Raw genomic sequence first — 19,165 nt, forward strand, 5'->3', positions numbered from 1 at the left:
TCAAAGCCAAAAATACACCCAAAATGCAGGATGCAGCCAGAAAGGCCACAGAATCAGAGTCATCCAGCTAACAGGACACTTGACGCATAATCTAAGGCCTGCATCCGCTCGACCAGTTCCGAGCATTCAAGGCCTTGAGCGACGCCGGGCTGAGCGAGGAGGACATCGCCGCGCGTCACTTCGTGACGCCAGCGATTGTCAAGCAACGGCTGCGGTTGGCATCAGTGTCGCCGAAGCTGCACGAGGTCTATGCCGAAGACGGAATGGCCCTCGAACAGCTCATGGCATTTTCCGTGACTGCGGACCACGCCAGACAGGAGCAGGTCTGGGACAACGTGAGCCGTTCCGGTCACGACGAGCCCTATCAAATCCGCCGAATGCTCACCGAAAATACTGTCCGAGCCTCGGATCGGCGTGCCCGCTTCGTTGGCGTTGATGCCTACGAGCAGGCGGGCGGTGCGATCGAGCGTGACCTCTTTCAGCATGATGATGGCGGTTGGCTGCGGGACGTCGCCTTGCTCGATCGTCTCGCAACTGAAAAGCTCACGAGCGAGGCCGAGACGATCGCCAGGGAAGGCTGGAAATGGATCTCGGCCGCCGTGGAGTTTCCCTACGGCCACGCCACGGGCCTACGTGAGCTCGATGGCAAACCTGCCGATCTCACGACCGAGGAGCAGGCGACCATCCATGCGCTCAATGCTGAGCAGGCCAAGCTGGAGCTCGACTATCAGGACGCGGACGAGCTGCCTGACGACGTCGATCAGCGTCTTGGCGAAATCGAAGCAGCCCTGATAGCGTTCGAAGAGCGTTCAATCATCTATGATCCCGCCGACATCTCCCGCGCCGGCGTCTTCGTCAGCATTGATTCCGAAGGGCGCCTGTCGGTGGACCGGGGTTATGTTCGCCCCGAGGATGAAGCGCGGCAGGAAGATTCGGCCGTCGAGCAGGGCGACGATACGTCGTCCAGCGACAGCCGAGGGTCTGATGGTCCCCGCTGTGTGCAACTGACCGCGATCTCGGTTGCAGGGAGTGCCACTGATACCGAGGATGATGACGAGGATGCCGCGCGTCCGCTTCCGGACCGCCTCATCATCGAGCTGACGGCGCACCGGACGCTGGCATTGCGCGACGCGCTGGCAGAAAATCCCGCGATCGCGTTCCAGGCCGTGTTGCACAACTTCGTGCTGACGGCCTTTTATCGGTTCGCTAGCTCCGGCAGCTGTCTTGAGATCGGACTTCGTACACCCACATTTCCCGCTCAAGCTCCAGGGTTAAGGGAAAGCGCATCGGCGAAAGCCGTCGAGGTGCGGCATGAGTCCTGGAAAGCACGGTTGCCCAAGGACGAGAAGGACCTCTGGGATGCGCTCACTGCCCTCGACGGCACGGCTCAAGCGTCCCTGTTCGCCCACTGTGCGTCGTTTGCCGTCAACGCCGTCTATGAGCCCACGAACCGCTACAACACGGGACGGGTCTCAGCCCACGGCGTCCGCTCGCGTATTGACCAGGCCGACGTGCTGGCACGCGCCGTCGGGCTCGACATGGTTCGGGCCGGCTGGAAGCCCACGGTCGACAACTATCTCGGTCGTGTCACCAAGCCGCGCATTCTGGAAGCGGTTCGGGAGGCGAAGGGCGAGACGTCGGCTCAACTCATCGACCATCTGAAGAAGGGCGATATGGCCAAGGAGGCCGAGCGTCTTCTCGATGGCTCCGGCTGGCTGCCGGAGCCGCTGCGCCCGGTTGAAATCGCCTCGGAGCCGGCCGAGCAGGAGGGGGAAGCAGGACCGTTGCCCGAATTCCTCTCCGATGACGAGGAGCGCGAGCCCGCAGCCGACGAAGATCGGCCGGAACAACTTGACGCCGCCGAATAGCATCGTGCCGCGTGACGGCTCCAGCCGCCCGCGTTGATGACAGTGACATGGGGATCGGCGTACGGCGCCGGTCCCTATTTTTTTGGCGAGGACCCAAGAGGAAGAGCCGGGCCGGGAAGGGTTTGAGTCGCCGCGGTCTTGAGAGAGCGCCGGGCGGTTCAGCCCATTCCCGCTCTCCGAAAGAAATCCTCCCATGACCGAATCTCTCCTCGGCGGCGCCAGCGCCGCGCCGGCCTCCATGCGTGCCACCGCAGTCGTCGCTTCCGCGGTAGTCAGGGCTGCACGACAGCTCTGCACCGACCTCGAGCGCAGCCGCCGCATCGACGCCACCGCTCTACGCTCCGCCATGGAGGCAGCGTTTGGCGCCTCCGATAAGAGTGGTGCCTGGAATTGGAAGACCGCCTATGACGCCTGCGAGGCAGCGACCGTCCTGTTCTTGCGCCGGTATGGCGTCGCCATGTTGGCCAAGGCGAGGTCGCCCGCCGCGATGCTGCCGATGCTGGCGCGGATCACGAAGCTCCTTCCGACCCACACGCGCAGGTCCGAAGAGAGTGAATCGCTTCAGCAGTTCTCGACACCCATCGGGCTGGCATTCGTCACCAGCGTTGCTGCCGCAATCACTCCGGCGGACGTCGTGCTGGAACCATCGGCTGGCACGGGCCTTCTTGCCATCCCAGCTGAACTGGCCGGGGCATCCCTCGTTCTCAACGAGTTTGCCGACGGCCGCGCAGGTATTCTCGGCCAGCTCTTCCCCGGCGTTGCCACGACCCGGTTTGATGCTGCGTACATCAACGACCATCTCGACCCCGGCATAGTGCCGAGTGTTGTGCTGATGAACCCGCCATTCTCGGCCGCGGTTCATGTCGATCGAAAGATGGCGGATGCAGCGTTACGGCACGTCGCCTCGGCACTTGCACGTCTTCCCGAAGGCGGGCGGCTGGTCGCCATCACAGGCGCCAACTTGGCACCTGACGACCCAGTGTGGTCTGAGTCTTTCAAGCGGCTGCAGGAACAGGGCCGGGTCGTGTTCTCGGCGGCAATCGACGGCGCAGTCTACGCCAAGCACGGCACCACCGTCGACACCCGCCTGACCGTCATCGATAGAGTGCCGGCCGACGATGTTGCGTCATTACCGCCATTCCCCGGCGTTGCACCTGACCTGCCGACGCTGCTCGCCTGGGTCACACAGCACGTGCCAGCACGGCACCCACTTGTCGGCAAAGCGGCATCGATGGTGCCGGCAATTGCCAGCCCCTCTCGAACCGTGCGCGCCTACGCCGGCCAACGTCAGCCAGCGGCGGTGCCGGCAATCGAGCCCGTGGCGACGGAAGTCGCCTACGAGCCAGTCGATTGGGCGCCCACGGATGCCCGCCAGATCAGCGATGCGCTTTATGAGGCCTATGCGCTGCAGTCGATCCGCATACCCGGCGCACAGGCGCATCCGACCAAGCTTGTGCAGTCAGCGGCGATGGCTTCGGTCGCCCCGCCGAAACCATCCTACCGGCCGCACCTGCCAGCGAGCGTCGTCGCGAACGGGATCCTGTCGGATGCTCAACTCGAAAGCATCATCTACGCTGGCGAGGCGCACTCGGAGTTTCTTAGCGGTTCCTGGACGGTCGATGCCACCTTTGATGTCGTGGCGGCCGCGCGTGACGATGCGGAGAATGCTGTTCGGTTTCGTCGCGGCTGGTTCTTGGGGGATGGGACCGGGGCTGGCAAGGGTCGGCAGGTCGCTGGTATCCTGCTCGACAACTGGCTGAAGGGGCGCCGTCGTGCGGTCTGGATCAGCAAATCCGACAAGCTGATCGAGGATGCGCAGCGTGACTGGTCGGCGCTCGGCATGGAGCGCCTACTGGTCACGCCGCTTTCGCGTTTCCGGCAGGGCACGCCGATCCGGCTTGGGGAAGGCGTCCTATTTACCACCTACGCTACGCTGCGCACCGACGAGCGCGGAAAGAAGCTTTCGCGCGTTGCGCAGATCGTCGAATGGTTGGGCTCCGATTTCGACGGAGTCATCGTTTTCGACGAGAGCCACGCCATGCAAAACGCAGCGGGTGGGAAGGGCGAACGCGGTGATCAGGCCGCCTCTCAGCAGGGACGCGCGGGCCTACGGCTCCAGCATGCCCTGCCAAATGCCCGCGTTGTCTATGTCTCGGCGACCGGCGCTACCACGGTTCATAACCTCGCCTACGCCCAGCGCCTCGGATTGTGGGGCGGTGCCGATTTCCCGTTTGCCACCCGAGCTGAATTCGTCGAGGCGATCGAGGCGGGCGGTGTCGCCGCCATGGAGGTGCTGGCCCGGGACCTCAAGGCGCTCGGTCTCTATGCTGCGCGGTCCCTGTCCTACGAGGGCGTCGAATACGAGCTCGTCGAGCACCAGCTCACGCCTGAGCAGGTGCGCATCTACGACGCCTATGCAGATGCTTTCGGCATCATCCACAACAATCTCGACGCGGCGATGCGGGCCGCCAACATCACCGGCGCAACTGGGATCCTGAACGCCCAGGCGAAGTCGGCAGCACGCTCTGCCTTCGAGAGCGCCAAGCAGCGCTTCTTCGGGCACCTGCTGACCTCGATGAAGACACCTTCGCTGATCCGCTCGATCGAGCGCGATCTCGATGCCGGACATGCCGCCGTCATCCAGATCGTTTCGACCGGGGAAGCGCTGATGGAGCGGCGCCTCGCCGAGATCCCGACTGAGGAGTGGGGCGACGTCCAGGTCGACATCACGCCACGCGAATATGTACTCGACTATCTCGCCCATTCCTTCCCGGTCCAGCTCTACGAGCCTTTCTCCGACTCGGAGGGCAACCTCTGCTCCCGGCCCGTCTATCGCGACGGCCAGCCGGTGGAGAGCCGGGAGGCTGTCGCGCGACGCGATCGCCTCATCGAAAAGCTGGCATCGCTATCGCCGGTGCCCGGTGCACTCGATCAAATCGTCCAGCGGTTTGGGACGGACATGGTCGCCGAAGTCACCGGCCGCTCCCGCCGTGTCATCCGCAGGGGCAGTCGCCTTGTCGTCGAGAGCCGTGCCGCGTCGGCGAACCTCGCGGAGACCACGGCATTCATGGATGACGCCAAGCGCATCCTTGTATTCTCCGACGCCGGCGGCACCGGCAGGAGCTACCATGCCGAATTGTCGGCACGGAATCACCGCTTGCGGGTTCACTATCTGCTCGAGCCTGGGTGGAAAGCGGATGCTGCCATCCAGGGACTCGGCCGCACCAACCGGACCAACCAGGCGCAGCCGCCGCTGTTTCGACCAATTGCAACGAACGTGAAGGCGGAGAAGCGTTTTCTCTCCACCATCGCTCGCCGGCTCGACACGTTGGGTGCCATCACCCGTGGTCAACGCCAGACCGGAGGGCAGGGACTATTCCGTCCCGAGGACAACCTCGAAAGCCAATATGGCCGTGATGCGTTGCGCCAGCTCTACACGCTGCTTGCGCGGGGCAAGGTCGAGGGCTGCTCGCTCGAGGCGTTTGAAGACGCCACCGGGCTGAAGCTCGTGGACGCCAGTGGGCTGAAGGACGAGCTTCCGCCGATCACGACCTTCCTCAACAGGCTGCTTGCCCTCGCTATCGAGCTGCAGAACATTCTCTTCACGGCATTCGAGCAGCTATTGTCGGCCCGCATCGAGGGCGCCATTGCGTCCGGCACCTACGACGTCGGGTTGGAAACGCTTCGCGCCGAAAGCTTTGTGGTCACCGACCGCCGCGCGATTTACGTTCATCCAGCGACCGGTGCCGAGACCAGGCTGCTCACGATTACCCAGCGCGAGCGGAATCGCCCGGTCAGCCTGGATGAGGCCTTGAGCCGGCTGTCGGATCGACGTGCCGTCCTGCTGATCAACGAGCGCTCTAATCGAGCCGCCCTGCAGATCCCGGCGCCGAGCTTCATGCTCGATGACGGCGAGATCGAAAGCCGTGTCCGGCTGATCCGTCCGATGGAGCAGCACAGCGTTCCCTTGAAGATGATGGCGGAGAGCCATTGGGTCGAAGCCGACCGCGAACGCTTTTCCGCCGCTTGGCGGGCGGAGCTCGCGGATATCCCTGAATTCTCTGACAGCACGATCCATATCGTGGCGGGCTTGCTGCTGCCGATCTGGAAGCGGCTGCCGGACGAGTCGGCGCGGGTCTACCGCCTGCAGACCGATGCCGGAGAAAGAGTCATCGGTCGCAAGGTTTCAGCTACCTGGGTCGCGAGCGTCCTTGAGGGCGACGCGCCCAAGCTGGCATCGGACGCTGCCTTCGCCGCTCTGATCGAGGGCCGAACGGTCCTCGAGCTCGCCGAAGGCCTGCGGCTGCGCCGCGTTCGGATCATGGGCGCATACCGCATCGAGCTGTCGGGATTCACGGACGCGATGCGCGACCGATTGCGCAGCTATGGGCTCTTCGCCGAGATCATCTCGTGGAAGCTGCGCATGTTCGTGCCAACAGATGAAAGCGGCATCGAAATCCTGTCGAAAGTGCTCGATCACTATCCGGTCGCGCATCAGTGAGCGGGAGTCCGCATGATGCCCCGCGATGCGTCTGAATTGGCACACCGTCTCGCGCGAGAGGCCGAGGCCGTATGCCGTCACTATCTGTCCAATGGCAAGCGCCAGGGACGGTACTGGCTGGTTGGCGATGTCCAGAACACTCCGGGCCGCTCTCTGTTTGTGCGGCTCTACGAATCGCCAAAAGGCCCGGCAGGTAAATGGACTGACGCGGCGACGGGCGAGCACGGCGACTTGCTGGATATCATCCGTGAGCGCTGCGGTTTCGGCAATTTCCGCGAGGTTGCCGAGGAAGCGCGGCGATTTCTCAAATTGCCTCGTCCCAATCAGGACGTCACTCCCAAAGTCGCTCTCCCAGCGGTGCAGCGTGGATCGCGAGAGGCGGCAAGGCGGCTCTTTGCCATATCGCAACCGATCGAGAGTACTCTCGTGCAGCTATATCTGCGCCGTCGCGGCATTGATGATGTGCATCACGGCGGCAGTCTGCGTTATCAGCCGCGTTGCTACTATCATCCGCCCAACCAGGATGCGCCCGAGATCTGGCCGGCGATGATTGCTCGCGTGACGGATCTCGATGGGACGATCACGGGCGTACACCGTACCTGGCTCGATCCTGAGGGCTTCGAACCTCATCGGCTCGGCAAGGCGCCGATCGATACGCCCCGCCGCGCCATGGGTGATCTTCTCGGCAATGCGGTTCGTTTCGGCATGGCGGATGACGTGCTCGCAGCTGGCGAGGGTATCGAGACCATGCTGTCGCTACGTTGCGTGCTCCCAACCTTGCCGATGGCCGCTGCACTGTCGGCCAATCACCTCGCAGCCATGGCACAGCCGCCGAATTTGCGTCGGCTCTATATCGCGCGTGACGCCGATGCTGCTGGCGACATGGTGCAAGCGGTTCTGTCGCAACGCGCAGAAGTTGCCGGCATTGAGGCGATCCCGTTATCGCCCCGGCTGGGCGACTTCAACGAGGATCTGCACACCTTCGGACTCGACGCCCTTCGCGCATCGATCATGGGGCAAATCGTACCGGAGGACATCGTCCGCTTTTCTCGCGCCGGCTGATGCCGTCGGATAGGCGCGAGCGGCGTCTCTCGGCGTCGACGGCTCGGTCGCGGCGGCCCGATGCCGAAGTGGCACGCGACCACGGCCTTCTAGAGGGCGATCGGACGGCAGGCGGTTCGGGCCGGCAATGGCTGAGGGGCGGCTATTTTCCGCCGGCCCTTGCCACCCCACGCGACGAGTCGCGTGGGGACCCCGACTGCGGGCCTTTGCATCGCGAAGCAAAATAGCCGCCCCTCAGCCATCCTCCGCTGGCGCTGCGGCCCTCCGCGTTGCTCCGGGTGCAGGCCCGTTCCGCCCGCCGTCTGAGTGATCGCCACGAAGGCCGCGATGGGCGCGGCCGATCCGGCAAAGGGACACCTCCTCATGACCGATCGTGACGACATCGAACCGCCGCACGCTTCATCTGCGACCGACCTCGTTCTCAACGAACTGCAGCTCTTTGGCTACCGTCCATTCGACGACCAGCCCGATCCGAGACCGCTGCCCGAAGGTAAGACGATCGCTGGCGCCGTTGCCGACATTTTCGACGCCTTGGTCGCCACACTGAACGACACCCGGCTCGAGCCAGACCTTCCAGATCTGCTCTGGTCGGCAGTCAACCTCTTTCACCGCGCCGCAGACCGAACCAACCGTCAGCTCGACGATAACGAACAGGCGCAACGCAAGAGCCAGCGCGAGCAAGACGGCTCGGAAGTGCGATCCGTCGAACTGGAGCGCTTGACGGCCGAAGGCATCACACTGATCGAACGGCGCAATTGCCTGGAACTCTTCCGCGACCAGGCAATCGAACGCTTTGAGCTCCACACCGGCTCCACTTGGCGTCCTCGATCGGGATCACTCGTCAACCATCGCACGCTCACCGCAGCAATGATCGACTCGCGGGACTTCATCGCCGCCAAACGCCGGGCCGAGACCGAGGTCATGTTGCCAGCAGGACCGAAGATCGCACTGACCGGCGGCCTCGACTTCAACGATCACCGCCTCATCTGGGATCGCCTTGACAAAGTTCACGCCAAACATCCTGACATGGTCCTCATCCATGGCGGCTCGCCAAAAGGCGCGGAGCTGATCGCCTCCAAATGGGCGACCACCCGGAAGGTGCCACAGGTCGCGTTCAAGCCGGACTGGACCCAGCACGCCAAGGCAGCACCATTCAAGCGCAACGACGCGATGCTCGAACTGCTGCCGATCGGCGTCATGCATTTCCCGGGCACTGGAATCCAGGACAATCTCGCTGACAAGGCGAAGCGGCTCGGCATCCCTGTTTGGACATTCGGTGGCGCGTGAGCGCCACCCTGACACGCTTCGGATCCTACCACCCAGGTGGAGTTGCAGCGCCGCAACTCCGCCTCGTTTCGCTCATATGTCAAACCTGCGCCGCGGTGGTGGTGGAAGGCGCGACCATGACATCTATTGCACATGGAGCCACCACCATGCTCGCCCTTGGACTTCTTCTCAATATCGTTGGCATCGGCTTGTTCTGCTGGCTGACCTTCACGCTGGCGGTATACGCTCTGCCATTTTTTGTAGCCATGAATGCCGGCATGTTAGTTCTACAGAGTGGTGCCGGCGTTCCCGGCGCGTTGATTGTTGCCGTCGCCGTCGGCGTCATGACGCTGGCGATCGCTCGAATCGCGTTCGCCACGACCCAGTCGTTGATTTTGCGTGCGGTCATAGCATCGGTGTTTGCTTTGCCGGCGTCATTTGCTGGCTATCACGTCACTCTCGCGATGGCACAAATCGGAGCACCTTCGCTTGTCTGGCGGGAGCTTTTCGCTTGCTTTGGGGCGATCTTCATCGGCGGCACGGCTTGGACGCGTTTAACTGTCTTTACAGAGCCCGGCCCGCTTGAGCCGGGCAGGGCGGTCAGCGACAGTCCTCGCCCAGTTCTCACGGCCGCCGCGCGCGAATGATGATCTGCTGACCCTCGTCGTCGAACAGGTTTGCGCAGATCAACGCGCGGGGTGTTCGGGAGCTGAGCGAAAGAATATCGGGTCTTTCCAGAGCACTTCGGGCCAGCTGGCGATTACTCCCGCTCCGTCCTCGAAGTGGAAGGGCCTCTCTCTGGAGGTCTCTCTCGGCGCCGATGCCGCTATTTCCCGCATTCTGTTTCTTTCTCTACGCCCAACCGTTTCGACCTCTTGTACGGCAGAACCGAGATTAGCCAACTCTTCTCCCGAGGTTATGTTTCAGCACGCGACGCACCGGGCCTCCGTGATGGCTCGATCTGGCCGAAGACCGGCTGCGCCTCGATCGTCTGAGCCGCAACGCTGTCGCAGTGACTTTCTTCCCCTGGGCTTCGCCCATTCCTCGCGCGAGCCAAGAAAGCATGCCCCCGCGAAGGCGGGGGTCGCTGCGACAGCATCCTCCGCTGCGCTCCGGCCCTTCGGGTGCGTCGCCGATCGTCCCCGGCCTCAAAGATCGCCATCGAGGCCGCGGTGGTCGCGGGCTTGAAACACAAACAGGAGAAGAGACATGGCTACCATCGGTTCGTTCAAGAAGGTCGGAAACGATTACCAGGGCGAAATCGCTACCCTCAGCCTGAAGGCCAAAGGCGTTCGCATCGTCGCGGAATCCAACCTCTCCAACGACAAGGCTCCGAGCCACCGTGTTTTCGTGGGCCGCGACGTCGAGATCGGCGCCGCCTGGTCGAAGCGCTCAGAGGAAGGTCGCGACTACCTCTCGCTCAAGCTGGACGATCCCTCCTTCACGGCGCCGATCTACGCTAACCTGTTCAACGACGAGGGTGGTGAAGGCTTCAACCTGCTGTGGTCGCGGCCGCGAAAGAACGGCGAGTAAGACCGGCTCTCAAAGCCCCGCCCGAGACAAGCGGGCGGGGCTTCTGCTTCACACAATACTCAGCAAACGGCCGCGCCGATTGAAGAACAAAGCACGTTGACCAGCGCCTACGACTTGGTCGCCCGCCCGGCGCGCCTAAGCAGGTCTCCCGGCTCGATTCCCAATGCGTCCGCAATTTGCCCGAGCACCGTGACGCTTGCCGACACGTCGCCGCGCTCGATCGCGCCGACATAATGGGCGCTTAGGCCCGCGTGCTCAGCCAGCTCCTCTTGCGTCATTTCCAGATCATGGCGCTTGCGACGCAGGTTCACTGCCATGATCTCCTTGAGATCCATGGCAGTATGTGAATCCGAGCCAGAACGATCGTTCCGGGAACGATCGTTCTATTCGTCGCAGAACATGTTATTCTACTTATTACGCGGTGATGGCCCGCCCTTATCAGTGTAAAAGGGCAACCAAAATGGTGCTGGCGGCGCTGGCCCGAATGAGGCTAAAGTAAGTCCTTGAGATCAGCGGGAATTAGAATCATTCGCTTTATGAAGCGCTCATGAAAAAGCCACCGGCAGATCCGGACGTTGCCGACCTTGCGCCAACGGATCCTGTGCTCACGGTCTACGACGAAGAGCATATCGTTACTTATTTGCGCATGCTCGATGCAGACGCGGAGGGAGCCGACTGGTGCGAGGTGGCGCAAATCGTTCTCCACATCGATCCAGAGCTCGAGCACGACCGCGCTAGACGTGCGTTCGATAGTCACCTGACCCGCGCAAAGTGGATGACGGAGCATGGTTATCGCCATCTGCTCCGAGGTGGTGCTTCAAACCCAAACCTTTGAAGTCTTGCGTAGAACAATTTGCTATCTGGCCGCTGGGTTCGATCTATTGTATCACGCGATGCACGATCGGGGGCTAGCTACAACTCCTGCTCGTCACGATTATTGCGCCGCAATCGAGCTGTGTAGTGGGACGCGTACATGTCGAAAATCAACTGGAGATCGTCTGCAGAATTTTACGGTCGTGTTGAGGGAGCGGAAATGACCGGCTTGGCCTGGGAGTGCTTGCGCCGCAATCCTGCTTTCCAGCGGGCGGCCCCGCCGCCTGGTGTCAGCGCGAGTATCGAGTTTCGACAGCAATGGGGGTTGGTTTTTCGCAGCTGATCCCGGTCAGTCCTATCTTGAGCAGACGATCTTCTGGGCGCCAGAAGTGCTGGCGACGGTCATACCCGTACGTCCCGCGCTGATCGCCGGCCCGTATTCGCCCGTCCGCCTGGACCTCAGCAACCTGGACGATGGTCAGTTGCGGCAGGGCCCTGACGGCTGGCACGCGGTCATGCACCTGCGCGGCGTAGAGCACCGCATCTGGTGCAAAGAGGCGCCGCTCGTCTCGGCTGCCTACACTGTTGAATACCCGCTCGATCGTGACTTCGAATTCAGGGTCGATGCGGGCAGGCGCTTGTGGCGAGGCCTCAACGGCAGACCGCAGGGAGCGCCGCTCCATGCGCTCTCAGTCTACCGCCGCCGGCGGCTCGCGCTTGCCTTGCGCGCGCTCGACGCCCGGACGGACGGCGCCACTTATCGCGAGATCGCTGAAGTCCTGCTGCCCGCTCACCGCATTGGCAAGCGGGACTGGCGAACGCACGACTTGCGCAGCCAGATCGTCCGCCTGGTCAAGACAGGTTTCGCCTTGGCGCAAGATGGCTACCGCGCCCTGTTAAGACCACCCTCGCGAAGGAAGTAGCGCTGCCTTTGGGGGTATCGAAACTGCACCCCCTCATGTTCGGCATCCCCCTTCGAGGTTCTTCTCCGTCATTGTCCCCGTCAGCGCGCCACCAACCTCGTTGGCGCTCCACACGGCCACGGAGCCTTTCAGATGTCCGATCTGAACCTCGTTACATCGCCACGATATCTTCGAACGTCCGAAGCAGCGCGATACCTGAGCCTTTCACCCCGCACGCTCGAGAAACACCGTACGTACGGTACCGGTCCTGCTTACCGGAAAATCGGCGGTCGCGTCATCTATGCGGTTGCTGATCTCAAAGCCTGGGCAGACGTCGGCACCAGAAAGTCAACCAGCGATCCAGGTACAGGCACCGTACTGCCGGCCAAGCGGCACGCTCCCATCGCTTACGCAGGAAAAGAGCGGCGCTGACCCATGAAGAAACACGTTCATCATCCCGAGAGCAACTCAACGAAAGAGGTCAGAGTCGGCGACCTCACGACCGTTGAAATCCTGTGGCTCGAAAAACGCATCGAAAACCGCGTTCGGTTCGGTCGATCCGTTGTGGAGAAGATCATCGACCGCAATCGACGCGTGCTGTCATTCGCCCCTGGCAGCATCTTCGCGTTTGTGCGTTGGACGTCCAACGACTTTGGGACGATGCTGTCCCGCATCGATATCCTGCGCGCAGCGACGCCTGGACAGCGCTATTCCACCGTGCCCTGGATCACGCCGGGCGGTGAGAGCCTGTTGCGACTTTCCGGTTGGCCGAAGGTCGAACGGGTGCTGCAGATGATCGATATCGTCGAGGCGCTCGACGTCGATCCTGCCGACGCAGCACCTGAGTATTGGCACCACGTTCATAACCGAGTGTCGGTCAACGAAGCACCCCGGCCATACACCCGGTCGCGTCATCAGGCCTGGCTCCATCGGCGGCGGGTGATGCCATGAACGCGCGGTGTGCGACGATTTTCACGACAATTGCGACAACAGGCCTTCTCCTCGCGACGCTCGGCGGAGCACCGCCGCACTTCATATGGAACGCATCAAACAGCGTTCCGATCGGCCTTTATCGCGTTCAACCTGCGACACAGATAGCCGTTACTGACCTCGTTGCAGTACAGCCGCCTGAGCTTCTTGCCGCATTCCTTGACCTCAATGGCTATCTCCCGACCGGGGTCCCCATGCTCAAGCGCGTGTTGGCGCTTCCTGGACAAACCGTCTGCAGAATAGGCCTGACGGTCACTGTCGATGGCGTCGATGTGGGGCAGGCACACGAGCGCGACAGACGCGGCCGTCCGCTTCCCGCCTGGCATGGATGCCGCGCGATCGCTGATGGCGATATCTTTGTCATGAACTGGCAGTCCGCAGACTCGCTAGATGGTCGATACTTTGGACCGATCCCCGCATCCTCAGTCATCGGCAGGGCGGTACCGTTGTGGACCGAGGAGGAGTGACCGTGCGGGGCGGCATCACCCTTTCGACTGGTTTGGGTTCGTCCGAACCCGCTCGAATCCTTCCTTACCGGAGCAGTCTCGATGATGAAAAACCGGCGCTCGCCTCGCAACGGAAGAGCCATTCCCGTGCGTTGACGGGCGCGATTGGGCTGCTCCGCTCGCGCCGGTCAATGGCGCACGTCATCGTCGCCATCGCGCCATTTGTGTGCCATGTGGCCGTCGCGGTGGCCTTCGGCGTGACCGTACACGCGCAAACCGCGCCGCGTCCGGGCGGCATCGATCGGTTCGCCGGATGCATCGCGGAAGCATCCGTTCGCTTCGCCGTGCCGGTAAGCTGGATCCGCGCTGTGATGCAGGTGGAGAGCTCAGGCGACCAACGTGCGACGTCGTCTCGGGGGGCGATGGGCCTGATGCAGCTGATGCCAGGAACTTGGGCTGAGCTCAGCGCCCGCTATCGCTTGGGCCTCGATCCATTCGATCCCCGTGACAACATCTTAGCAGGCACCGCGTACCTCAAAGAGTTGCACGATCGCTTCGGGCAAGCGGGTTTTCTTGCAGCCTATCATGCCGGTCCGACGCGATATGAGCAGCATCTCGTAACGGGAAAGCCGCTTCCACCCAAAACTACGGCCTACGTCGCGGCGGTCACACCATTGCCGGACAACGAGCAACGTGAACATACCGCAGCTGACGGCAGGCATGCACTTCCTTGGCGGCAGGCGCCCTTGTTTGTTGAGCGGGGGGCGCACCGTGACGGACGTTCGGTTTGCATTCGAAACGCTGCACGGGCGATGCCTTTGGCCCGCGCTCTACTCGTCGCTTCGCTCCTCACCGAGCCACCCTACGGGTGTCTCGGCCCTTCGGGTAGCGATCGCTATCGCAAGCGCTCGCTTTGCTCGCAAACAGTGGGGCGCATCTCGCAAATCGCCGCCAGCATCGAGAGTCTGTTGGCTTGGAAGTTGGACGCTGGGAACGAGCGACCGAGGAGGGCAGGATAAAGCGCACAAGGTGCGCGCGGTCGGTTGGGATGGGGACTGCCTGAAAATTCCAGCGATCCGGCAAACATTGCGCAATATCAGGCACACCTTGCGACTTTCGGCAAAGCGTTATCGCCGCTCATCTATCCACACCCTATGAGCCCAAGATGACCAGAAGCGACGATTTTCGGATCCGTCCAGGTCGCATCCGCTCGACGCGCGCGGCGCGTACAAAACCGTTCCTGGCGCAGGCGCTCCAAGCCGCGCAGAAGGCTGGCGGACTCTCGCGGGCCGGCCAGAGACGCGGCAGTACGTTTGGGCGTGGCCGCGCCGCGAGCCTTGCCGCGTCAAGACTCCTAGGCAGCCGTGCTCGCGGCGCTGTCATCAAGGCGCAAGTGGTCCGGCGGATGCGATCGCCGGGTGCGCTGCGCGCCCATATCGGATATCTCCAGCGCGACGGGGTGACCCGCGATGGGGCGCCCGGCAAATTGTTCGATGCCGCCGGAGACGAGGCCGACGGCCGAGCCTTCACTGAGCGTTGCAAGGACGACCGGCATCATTTCCGGTTCATCGTCTCGCCCGATGATGCCGGCGAGCTCTCGAGCTTGCGGACCTTCACCCGCGAGCTCATGGACCAGGCCTCGCGCGACCTCGGCACGCGGCTCGATTGGGTCGCCATCGACCATTGGAACACCGAGCACCCACACGTCCATATCCTCGTGAGAGGCCGCGCCGATGACGGCCAAGACCTCGTCATCAGCCGCGACTATATTTCGACGGGCTTGCGTGCCCGCGCTGGCGATCTCGTTACTCGCGAGCTCGGTCCGCGATCGGAGCTTGAGGTCCGTCGTGGTCTTGAGAATGAGACGACGGCCGAACGCTGGACACGGATCGATCGGGTGCTTGCCCGGGAAGCGGGGGCGGCGGATGGGGTCATTGATGTCAGGCCGAGCCGGGATGTCGCGGCCGATCCGCTGCGGGAGCTTAGAATTGGTCGGATGCGGACCCTGGAGCGGCTGGGTCTGGCTGAACCTGCGGGGCCAGCACGCTGGGTGCTCGCGCCTGACGCAGAACTCCGCTTGCGGGAGCTAGGCGAGCGCGGCGATATCATCAAGCGGCTGCACAAGAGCCTGACGAAGGATGGTGCCACACGCGCCCCGTCATCCTGGGCGCTCGAAGGCGAACGCCATGGCGAGCCCGTGATCGGCCGCCTCATCGCCCGCGGGCTGGATGACGAGTTGAGGGGCTCAGCATTCGCCGTCGTCGACGGCATCGACGGGCGCGTTCATCATCTCAAGCTCCCCGATATTGAAGCGGCTGGGGATGGTCCAATCGGCGGGATCGTGGAGCTCCGCCATTTCGATGATGCAAGGGGCCGTCAGCGGATCGCACTCGCGGTCCGCTCGGATCTCAGTCTCGACCAGCAGGTGGTAGCGGAGGGGGCGACCTGGCTCGACCGCCGGCTGGTGGCCCGAGAAGGTGCAGAGCTTTCGCGGGCCGGTTTCGGCGCCGAGGTTCGTGCTGCGCTCGATCGGCGGATCGATATTTTGGCAGAGCAGGGCCTTGTCCGCCGCGACGGAGACAAGGTCACAATCGGGCGCAACCTTGTCGCTACGCTGCGCAGCCGCGAGCTCGACGTGATCGGACGGCGTCTCGCTTCGGAAACGGGACTGTCGCATTTGCCCGCCGAGGCAGGGGAGACAGTCACAGGAGTTTATCGCCAACGGCTATCCCTTGCTTCCGGCCGCTTCGCAATGATCGACAATGGTTTGGGATTTCAGCTTGTACCCTGGACACCTTCCCTGGAACGCGAGCTTGGCCGGCACGTCAACGGCATCGCCGGTCCCGGTGGCGTTGAATGGAGTCTCGGACGCAAGCGGGACCTCGCGGTCTGACCATCCGGTTTCTACGCCACGGCGCGCGTGATCACGACAGCGACTGGATCGCTGTTGAATGTCAGCCGGACTTGCGCATCCCTCTGTGCATGTCCGCAACCAAAATCCTCTGGGGCCAGCTTTTCTTTGCGTCGCTGCTCGTGCTTGCCTTTCTCTGGACAGCCACCGAGTGGACCGCTTGGCGGCTCGGCTTTCAGCCGCAACTCGGGCCGGCCTGGTTCATGATCGGGCCCTGGCCCATGTATCAACCATTGGCCCTCTTCATCTGGTGGTTCAAATTCGACGCTTATGCGCCAACGATTTTCCTTCAGGGTGGGTGCATCGCCGCAAGCGGCGGGATCGCAGCCATGGCCGTTACCATGATCCTCTCGGTCTGGCGTGCAAAGGAAGCTCAGCACGTTACGACTTATGGTTCGGCGCAGTGGGCCGATGCGCGGGAGGTGCGCCGTGCCGGCCTTCTTGGGCCCGATGGCGTCGTGCTCGGTCGTCTGGGCGATCGCTACCTGCGGCACAACGGTCCCGAACACGTGCTGTGTTTTGCGCCGACGAGGTCGGGAAAGGGCGTTGGTCTCGTCATCCCGACCCTTCTGACGTGGCCGTATTCCACTGTTGTCCACGACATCAAGGGCGAAAACCTCCAATTGACCTCCGGCTTTCGAGCCCAGCTCGGGTCGGTGCTACTGTTTGATCCGACTAATCCCGCGAGCGCTGCTTACAATCCATTGCTCGAGATCCGTAAAGGAGACAATGAGGTACGCGACGCGCAGAATATCGCCGACATTCTCGTTGACCCCGAAGGAGCGCTCGAGCGGCGCAATCATTGGGAGAAAACCAGCCATTCTCTGCTGGTCGGTGCCATCCTGCACGTCCTCTACGCCGAGGCCGACAAGACGCTGGCGGGGGTCGCCAACTTCCTGTCGGATCCGTTACGCCCAATCGAAGCAACCCTGAACGCCATGTTGGCGACACCGCACCTCGGCGAGCGCGTCCATCCGGTGGTGGCCTCGGCGGCACGCGAGCTCCTCAACAAGAGTGAGAACGAGCGATCGGGCGTGTTGTCGACGACCATGAGCTTCCTGGGACTTTACCGCGACCCTGTGGTTGCCAAGGTGACGGGCCGAAGCGACTGGCGCATCCGTGATCTGGTTGATGGGGATCAACCGATATCTCTGTATCTTGTGATACCACCCTCCGACATCGCCCGCACAAAGCCGCTGATGCGCCTCATCCTCAATCAGATTGGACGGCGGCTGACCGAAAGCTTGGATACCGACCGACGGCGGCAAAAGCTGCTCCTGATGCTCGATGAGTTCGCAGCCCTCGGCCGGCTAGACTTTTTTGAAAGTCAGCTAACCTTCATGGCAGGTTACGGGATCCGAAGCTTCCTGATCACCCAGAGCTTAAATCAGCTTGAACGCGCCTATGGCCCGAACCACGCGATTCTGGACAATTGCCACATCCGGATCGCGTTCTCCACCAATGACGAGCGCACCGCCAAGCGCGTATCGGACGCGCTCGGGACCGCAACCGAGATGCGCGCGATGAAGAACTATGCCGGTCATCGCCTCTCGCCGTGGCTCGGCCATTTGATGGTGAGCCGCCAGGAGACGTCGCGTCCGTTGCTAACGCCTGGAGAGATTATGCAACTCTCCCCCAACGAGGCAATTGTGATGGTCTCCGGGCTGCATCCGATCCGCGCCACCAAGGTCCGCTACTATGAAGATCCTCAATTCCAACGCCGGATCTTGAAGCCATCGGACGCGATGCCGATCGACCGGGCCGCGCGATCGGACGAGTGGTCAGGACGTGGGCCAATTCCTCCATCGGTCAAATTGCTGACCGCTCTCAAGAACAAGGCGCGCGATCAGAATGGCGGCATTCGCCGCGAACCGGAGCTGCCGCAGCAAGAAGAGGTCATCGTGAAGGCGCCACTCGCCGAGAACGAGTTTGATGCTGCGCCCGATGAGGGTGACGCTGAAGCCGTGCAGGCATCAGCGTTAAATCGATCAATGCAGGGCCTGGCACGCGCTGTCAGCCTCGATCCTGACGACAAGATGGGCCTGTAAGCAGGCAAGATGAAAAAGACCCAGCTCAGCATTTACCTCGATCCAGAGATATTCGCGAGCCTGGACGCCTACGCCAAGCATCAGGGCAAGCCGAAGTCGCTGGTGGCCGAGGCCGCGATCGGGTCGTTTCTTTCCCCTGACGATTCCGATCGGCGCGAGGCTGTGATCGCCAAGCGCCTGGACAGGATCGTGCGGGTGCTGGAGCGGCTCGAACGCAATGATGGCATCACGCTCGAGACCATAGCCCTGTTCATTCGCTTCTGGCTGACGTCAACGCCGGCTCTCCCAGAGCAGTCGAGCCAAGCAGCGCGTGCCAAAGGCGCCGAACGCTACGATCGCTTTGTCGAAGCACTCGGCCGGCGTCTCTCCAGTGGATCGACGGTTCTCAACGAAGTCAGTATCGAATCTCCTGAACTCGGAAGCGCGGCGCAAGTCAAAGATTAGGCCCGTTCTCCCTAAGGATGATACGATTTCGCCCTGAAGAAGAGCCGCGGGCCCAGACAGCCTCATTCGCGAAAGCCGTTGCAACTATTTTGAGAAGCGATCGCCGCCGGTTCTGGTGATCGCTCAGACCGCAATGCGCCAAACAGATCATCCCTCCGCTGATACTCCGTTGCCGATCAACGCGACTCCGCATCTCCTTTCTTTTCTTACGCCAGAGCATGATCGGCAGTTCTGCTCTGTTGAGCCCAGGCTCAGCCTGCCTTTTCTGTCGTTCCCGTCAGATTGGTGCGTGTTCCAGCCGATCGTGATCACGGATTCCAGACCATCGTGATCACACATTCCAGAGCATCGTGATCACCGTTTCCAGCGGATCGTGATCGC

15 protein-coding genes and 1 pseudogene are annotated in these 19,165 nt (G+C 62.4%); 15 read left to right on the forward strand and 1 reads right to left on the reverse strand.

Annotated features, from left to right (window positions below; genetic code table 11):
• The first annotated feature begins 134 nt into the window (after positions 1-134).
• The 6 genes and pseudogenes from M2427_RS41280 (at position 135) to M2427_RS41305 (ending at position 10,230) form a co-directional block, all read left to right on the forward strand.
• Positions 135-1,868, forward strand: coding sequence for a hypothetical protein (locus tag M2427_RS41280; protein ID WP_012041734.1), 1,734 nt, complete (start codon positions 135-137; stop codon positions 1,866-1,868).
• 193 nt (positions 1,869-2,061) lie between these two features.
• A pseudogene (locus tag M2427_RS41285) lies at positions 2,062-6,385 on the forward strand (strawberry notch-like NTP hydrolase domain-containing protein).
• Positions 6,385-7,431, forward strand: coding sequence for a toprim domain-containing protein (locus M2427_RS41290; RefSeq protein WP_250173498.1), 1,047 nt, complete (start codon positions 6,385-6,387; stop codon positions 7,429-7,431). The pseudogene M2427_RS41285 and the gene M2427_RS41290 overlap by 1 nt, the downstream one beginning before the upstream one ends.
• A gap of 363 nt (positions 7,432-7,794) precedes the next feature.
• Positions 7,795-8,718: a DUF2493 domain-containing protein gene (locus tag M2427_RS41295; RefSeq protein WP_041751297.1), complete on the forward strand. Its 924-nt coding sequence runs from the start codon at positions 7,795-7,797 to the stop codon at positions 8,716-8,718.
• A 146-nt stretch (positions 8,719-8,864) separates the two neighbouring features.
• Positions 8,865-9,344, forward strand: coding sequence for a hypothetical protein (locus tag M2427_RS41300; protein WP_041750414.1), 480 nt, complete (start codon positions 8,865-8,867; stop codon positions 9,342-9,344).
• 562 nt (positions 9,345-9,906) lie between these two features.
• On the forward strand, positions 9,907-10,230 hold the full coding sequence (locus M2427_RS41305; protein WP_012041740.1) for a DUF736 domain-containing protein: 324 nt from the start codon (positions 9,907-9,909) through the stop codon (positions 10,228-10,230).
• Positions 10,231-10,337: 107 nt separating this feature from the next.
• On the opposite strand, the gene M2427_RS41310 is transcribed toward M2427_RS41305, so the two are convergent.
• The gene (locus M2427_RS41310; protein WP_012041741.1) at positions 10,338-10,565 is read right to left on the reverse strand and encodes a helix-turn-helix transcriptional regulator; all 228 of its coding nucleotides are present in this window, start codon (positions 10,563-10,565) and stop codon (positions 10,338-10,340) included.
• A 212-nt stretch (positions 10,566-10,777) separates the two neighbouring features.
• On the opposite strand from M2427_RS41310, the gene M2427_RS41315 reads away from it, so the two are divergent.
• The 9 genes from M2427_RS41315 (at position 10,778) to M2427_RS41355 (ending at position 18,784) form a co-directional block, all read left to right on the forward strand.
• Entirely contained in the window at positions 10,778-11,065 is a 288-nt protein-coding gene (locus tag M2427_RS41315; RefSeq protein WP_012041742.1) for a DUF2285 domain-containing protein, read from the forward strand.
• 367 nt (positions 11,066-11,432) lie between these two features.
• Positions 11,433-11,966: a DUF2285 domain-containing protein gene (locus M2427_RS41320; RefSeq protein WP_244424377.1), complete on the forward strand. Its 534-nt coding sequence runs from the start codon at positions 11,433-11,435 to the stop codon at positions 11,964-11,966.
• A gap of 132 nt (positions 11,967-12,098) precedes the next feature.
• Positions 12,099-12,377, forward strand: a complete 279-nt coding sequence (locus tag M2427_RS41325; protein ID WP_012041744.1) for a helix-turn-helix domain-containing protein — start codon at positions 12,099-12,101, stop codon at positions 12,375-12,377.
• Between the two features lie 3 nt (positions 12,378-12,380).
• Positions 12,381-12,896, forward strand: coding sequence for a DUF2840 domain-containing protein (locus M2427_RS41330; RefSeq protein ID WP_012041745.1), 516 nt, complete (start codon positions 12,381-12,383; stop codon positions 12,894-12,896).
• Positions 12,893-13,402 (forward strand): S26 family signal peptidase, encoded by a 510-nt coding sequence (locus M2427_RS41335; RefSeq protein WP_083780616.1) that lies wholly within the window; start codon positions 12,893-12,895, stop codon positions 13,400-13,402. The genes M2427_RS41330 and M2427_RS41335 overlap by 4 nt, the downstream gene beginning before the upstream one ends.
• Before the next feature lie 2 nt (positions 13,403-13,404).
• Positions 13,405-14,400: a lytic transglycosylase domain-containing protein gene (locus M2427_RS41340; protein WP_244424378.1), complete on the forward strand. Its 996-nt coding sequence runs from the start codon at positions 13,405-13,407 to the stop codon at positions 14,398-14,400.
• A gap of 146 nt (positions 14,401-14,546) precedes the next feature.
• Positions 14,547-16,274, forward strand: coding sequence for a VirD2 family relaxase/mobilization nuclease (locus tag M2427_RS41345; RefSeq protein WP_012041748.1), 1,728 nt, complete (start codon positions 14,547-14,549; stop codon positions 16,272-16,274).
• An 89-nt stretch (positions 16,275-16,363) separates the two neighbouring features.
• The gene (locus tag M2427_RS41350) at positions 16,364-18,340 is read left to right on the forward strand and encodes a conjugal transfer protein TraG (protein ID WP_041751301.1); all 1,977 of its coding nucleotides are present in this window, start codon (positions 16,364-16,366) and stop codon (positions 18,338-18,340) included.
• 9 nt (positions 18,341-18,349) lie between these two features.
• Entirely contained in the window at positions 18,350-18,784 is a 435-nt protein-coding gene (locus tag M2427_RS41355) for a hypothetical protein (RefSeq protein ID WP_012041750.1), read from the forward strand.
• Positions 18,785-19,165: the final 381 nt, after the last annotated feature.

Source organism: Bradyrhizobium sp. BR13661, from assembly GCF_029892425.1.
Taxonomy (GTDB): Bacteria; Pseudomonadota; Alphaproteobacteria; order Rhizobiales; family Xanthobacteraceae; genus Bradyrhizobium.

Bases quoted from the DNA above. Each gene is read 5' to 3' on its own strand.
- M2427_RS41345 (WP_012041748.1), top strand. From the start codon at position 14,547: ATGACCAGAAGCGACGATTTTCGGATCCGTCCAGGTCGCATCCGCTCG.
- M2427_RS41305 (WP_012041740.1), top strand. From the start codon at position 9,907: ATGGCTACCATCGGTTCGTTCAAGAAGGTCGGAAACGATTACCAGGGC.
- M2427_RS41350 (WP_041751301.1), top strand. From the start codon at position 16,364: ATGTCCGCAACCAAAATCCTCTGGGGCCAGCTTTTCTTTGCGTCGCTG.
- M2427_RS41355 (WP_012041750.1), top strand. From the start codon at position 18,350: ATGAAAAAGACCCAGCTCAGCATTTACCTCGATCCAGAGATATTCGCG.
- M2427_RS41330 (WP_012041745.1), top strand. From the start codon at position 12,381: ATGAAGAAACACGTTCATCATCCCGAGAGCAACTCAACGAAAGAGGTC.
- M2427_RS41300 (WP_041750414.1), top strand. From the start codon at position 8,865: ATGCTCGCCCTTGGACTTCTTCTCAATATCGTTGGCATCGGCTTGTTC.
- M2427_RS41290 (WP_250173498.1), top strand. From the start codon at position 6,385: ATGCCCCGCGATGCGTCTGAATTGGCACACCGTCTCGCGCGAGAGGCC.
- M2427_RS41310 (WP_012041741.1), bottom strand. From the start codon at position 10,565: ATGGATCTCAAGGAGATCATGGCAGTGAACCTGCGTCGCAAGCGCCAT.
- M2427_RS41335 (WP_083780616.1), top strand. From the start codon at position 12,893: ATGAACGCGCGGTGTGCGACGATTTTCACGACAATTGCGACAACAGGC.
- M2427_RS41315 (WP_012041742.1), top strand. From the start codon at position 10,778: ATGAAAAAGCCACCGGCAGATCCGGACGTTGCCGACCTTGCGCCAACG.
- M2427_RS41295 (WP_041751297.1), top strand. From the start codon at position 7,795: ATGACCGATCGTGACGACATCGAACCGCCGCACGCTTCATCTGCGACC.
- M2427_RS41325 (WP_012041744.1), top strand. From the start codon at position 12,099: ATGTCCGATCTGAACCTCGTTACATCGCCACGATATCTTCGAACGTCC.